2 protein-coding genes are annotated in these 4,605 nt (G+C 70.0%); one reads left to right on the top strand and one right to left on the bottom strand.

Going from position 1 to position 4,605, the window contains the following annotated elements; genetic code table 11:
• Positions 1 to 420: hypothetical protein (locus EAO75_RS44460; RefSeq protein ID WP_148000821.1), on the bottom strand; the 420-nt coding region annotated here is incomplete at its 3' end.
• Here EAO75_RS44460 and EAO75_RS44465 point away from each other — a divergent pair.
• On the top strand, positions 404 to 4,543 hold the full coding sequence (locus tag EAO75_RS44465) for a PQQ-binding-like beta-propeller repeat protein (protein WP_148000822.1): 4,140 nt from the start codon (positions 404 to 406) through the stop codon (positions 4,541 to 4,543). The two genes, EAO75_RS44460 and EAO75_RS44465, sit on opposite strands and share 17 nt — an antisense overlap.
• Positions 4,544 to 4,605 lie beyond the last annotated feature (62 nt).

Genomic DNA, 4,605 nt, shown 5'->3' on the forward strand with positions numbered 1-4,605 from the left:
ACCCCCTCGTGCGGGCGCGGCTGCTGGGCTCGCGACTGCTGCTGCGCCACACCGTGGCCGGGGCGGGAGTTGGGTGGCCGAGTCCTTGATCACATCCCGGGGGTCGACCGGGAAACTTGCGTGTTGGGATGTGTAGATGTCGCTGTACCAGGTGATGTGGAACCCGGGCCGCTGGACGAGCCCGGGCCCGATCTCCAGATACTGCGGGGCCACGGTGAAACCGGGCGGTGGATCGGCGTCGATGACGTACCGGCCGGGCTCCAGGCCGCGGGTGAACTCCGCGTCGAACGTCAACTCCCCGCTGCCGTTCGTCAGGGCGACGTTTCGGGGCTCACCGACCACGGCACCGTCACGGAGCATCTTCACCCGTGCGGTGCCGGGCAGCTGGGTACCCGGCGCGGACTTGGCGACGATCCTCACCTGGAGGGGTTCGCCCCGGCCCACGGACGCGCCGGACACCATCGATGCCCATCTGACCCGGGCCGAGMSGCTCGGCCTCAACCTCTTCGTCGACCGTCTCGGCGCCCTCGGCTGGTCCGCGCACCTCGTGGACGCCTCCTTCGACTCGGACCTCGCCAAGCGCCTGGACGGGGACCCGAAGGCGGTCTCCTCGCTGAAGGCACACGTCGAGGACACGGCCCGCCGCACCATCGCCGGATACGGCGCACACGGCATGCAGGAGCAGGCAGTTCTCCTCCACAACGACACTTATCTGCCGCTGGACTGGCCGCACAACCACGAACCTCGCAACGAGACGGAGCTGAAGGCCGAGATCCGGAAGGTCACCTCGCAGCTCCGCCCCTACGCCGCCCTTCGCGGCTGGACCTGGGGCGCCAACTGGTGGCTGGCCCAACACGGCGCCGCCCACGCACAGGACGAACAGGAGCGGGCCGAGTACATCGAGGCGGCCGACAAGGCGAAGACGGACGGCCACTGGTCGCCCGTCCTCGACACCGTGACCGACCGTGCCTTCGCCTACAAGACCGGCCTGGGCACCACCTTCCGCGGCGAACTGAACACGGTTGCCCCCGGCCTGATCAGCGCCATGACCGCGCCCTACCGCGAACCCCAGTGCCCGCCCCAGATCATCTTCGCGTCCGCCGACGAAGTCGACCTGCACTACCAGGGCGAGCAGGCCCCGGCGCCGCTGACCTCGGCGCACATGGTCGACTACTACCGGCGGCCCGGCAAACCGGCCTGGGGCCACCCGGAGTTGTTCAACGACGACGGCACCGGCGGGATGATCCTGCCCACCCTGTTCCTCCAGGCGATGCGCGGCCCGCAGGGCACCGGCATGGTCGGCGACGCGGGAAATCAGCACGTCGAGGGCATCCTCGACTACAAGGAGCGCGGCGGCGGCAGCGGCTCCAAGCCCGGCGATCCCCGCGCCGGGGGAGCGGGCAAGACGTCCGTGCTGCGCGCCGCGTTCGACCTGATCACCCGGCTCGGGCCGGCCGTCGCAGGCGCCGAGAACGCGAACCGCGTCGCGATCGTGGTCTCCACCCGCATGCTGCGCCTGGAGACCTATCACACCCTCGCCAGCGTCTACTTCCTGCGGCTCTACGAGGCGTACGCCACCTGCCTGCACGCGCACCGCCCGGCGTCGTTCGTCTTCGCCGAGGACGCCGACCCCGAGGTCCTGCGGCGCTACGAAGCCGTACTCCTGGTCGGCCAGACCGTCGAGTTGGACCCGCGGCTGGATGCGGCGCTGCGGGAAGTGCACGCGCCGCCGCCACCGAAGCCGACCGACGAGATGCCACCCGGCAAGGTCACCGTGTACGCCGACCGTACGTGCCTGGAGAAGTACCGCAGAGACTTCTACCCGCTCCGCTTCGACGCCGACAAGATCGTCTCGTTCGACCGGGTCGAAGGCGAACAGAGCGTGCAGAGCGACGACACGGCCTACTACCGCCTCCGCCGCGCCTTCCTCGACCAGGCGGCTATGGTCAGCAAGGCCCTGGTCCGCGTCCCGCCCGTCGCCCAGTGCGACAACCCGGAGGTCCTGCTCAGCGAATGGCGGGCCGGGAACGTCACCTACATCTGGGCCGTCAACAACACGATGCTCGACTGGGAACCCGGACTCGCCTGGCGGGTGAGCCTGATTTGCGCCCACCGCATCCCGGTACGGGCGAAGCTCAAGGTGCGGCTGCCCGCGCTGCACCAGGTCGTCGACGTGCTCACCGGCAAGCGGGTCTCCCTGCTGGGCGGCGAGTTCACGGCCGACCTGCGCACCGAACCCGCCCGCCTCTACGCCATCGTCCCGCTGGTCCACGACCCGCTGCCGCCCACGACCGAGGAGGCGTTCGGCCCGCACGTACGGGACATCGCGCTCTCAGCCGACGGCCGCACCGCCGCGCTCAACACCTTCAACTGGGACCACAACCTGTACGGCCTCGACCTCACCACCGGCAGGACCCGCTGGCGGCAACGGATCGGCCACCACTTCGCCTACGCCCCCACGGCCCACCCCGAGGGCTTCGCAGCCCAGGGCTTCGACGTGCACGCCCCCGAGGGCTACCACCTCTATCTGCTGGACGCCTCCGGCACGCCCGAGCGCCGGTTCGCCCTGTTCGGCCTGCCCAGGAAGGCCACCGACTGGGCCAAGAGCGAGTGGGGCTACGACTACGGCCTCAACAACTTCGCGATGGCGCCCGGCGGTTCCTGGGTCGCCACCTCCGGCGACCTGGGCCTCGCGGTCTGGGACAGTGAAGAGGGGCGCGAGATGTGGGCGCACCAGTGGTGGGCGCAGAACCGCAGGATGCCGCTCAGACTGCTCGCCCTCGACGACGACACCCTGATCACCTTCGCCGAGAACACCATCACCGGGCTCTCGGCGGCGGACGGCACCACCCTGTGGTCCATCGACGTCGCCGTCGGCGCGAGCTTCGGCGGGACCTTCAACGGCGGTGTCGTCAGCGGGGACCGGCGTACGGCGGTGATCTGGTCCGAAGCCGACGGCGGGCGGGTGTACGTGATCCGCGGCGGCCGGCTCGCCCACACCCTGCCCACCGCCGCGAGTGAGGTCTCCGTCTGCGCCGACGGGTCCTTCCTCGCGGTCACCTCCCGCAACCAGCTCAGGGCGTTCGACACCGAGGGCGGCCTGCTGTGGACGTACACCGGGGACGACCTGCTGCGCCGCCCACGCGTTTCTGCCGACGGCACCCTTGTCGCCGTCRGCAGTGAACTCGGGACCCTGTCCGTTTTCAAGCGTGACGGTACGCTGCTGGCCGCCACCGACCTGCGGGCGCTGCCGGTGCCCGCCTGGCTGCCGGGCGGTGACCTGCTCGTGGCGACCTGGACGGGCACGGTCATCCGGTACCGCGGCACCGGCCTGGCCGATCTCCGCGAACGCTGGCGGACTCGACTGGCCCCCACGGAGGAGGACATCCGGCCCAAACTCTTGGCGCCCGATCAGGTAACGGTGGTGCGCAGGACGGGCTGGGGCAACGCGCCCGAGCACCCCCTGGAGCTGACCCCCAACCTGATCGCGGACACCCACGCCTTCTTCGACATCAGGATGGTCAACCCGACCATCCCCATGGTGCCTCAGAACGACTTCGCGCTCCTGACCGACGCCAGCGCCGACCCGCCCCCGCGGCCGTGGCTGAACTGGACAGTCCTCAACGGCCTGGGACACAACCGGGACAACGAGTTCGTGTTCACCGTCGACACCCTTCGCACCCAGGTGCGGCTCAAGGGGATCACGTTCGCCGAGGACCCGGCGCACCCCGAGTCATGGATGCGTGACGTCCTGCTTCAGTGGTGGGACACCAAGCGGGGACTCTGGTGCGACGGTCCGATGCTGCTGTCCGACCGGGTCGTGCACCGCCACCCCATCGAACCGGCCATCGAGTCCGCGCGCTTCCGGTTCGTCACGACCGGCGGCGGCGCCTGGCCCGCGGGAAACCTCCGCCTCGGAGAGCTCGTCTTCCACGGAGAGGTGCTGGGCAACTCCCACCGGGACGTGCTGGAACCGAAGGCACTCGCCGTTCTGTTCGACGACCGCGAGGACGACATGCGCGACCTCGTACTCGGCGAGCCGGGCTCCCGCGTCGTCTTCCAGCACGGCGGTGCGTACTCCGGAACCAAGTGCGTGCGACTGAACGACACGGTGGAACGCCACCCGCTCCACCCGAACGGCTTCTTCGGCCACACGGTCCACGACTGGGACTTCGAGATCGTCGAGAACCCGACGGGCCCGGGCCAATACCGGCACTTCCAGTTCGCGTGGAAGGCTCTGGGGCAACAGACCCAGGGGATCGGTCTACGGATCGGGCCCGGCTGGCCCTCACCGTCCGTCGCAGTCACCGTCGGCGACTCCGCGTGGTTGCCCGATTCCGTCATGGCCCTGCATCGGATCGCGGGCGCACCCCCCACCGAATGGACCACGGTACGCGTGGACCTGTGGCAGCTCACCGGCGGGCGACTGGGCCGCGTCCGCAGCCTCAGCCTGCGCAGTGACGGCGGCGGCGCCCTCTTCGACCAACTCGTCCTCGGCCGCACGGAGGCCGACCTGCCGCCGTCCTCGACTTCGCCGGCCTGACTTGTCGCCGATCGCCGTCCATAGGGCTGTCGCTTATACACATCTCCGAGCCCACGAGACGG

The sequence above is a fragment of the Streptomyces sp. UW30 genome, assembly GCF_008042075.1.
In the GTDB taxonomy this organism is placed as follows: Bacteria; Actinomycetota; Actinomycetes; order Streptomycetales; family Streptomycetaceae; genus Streptomyces.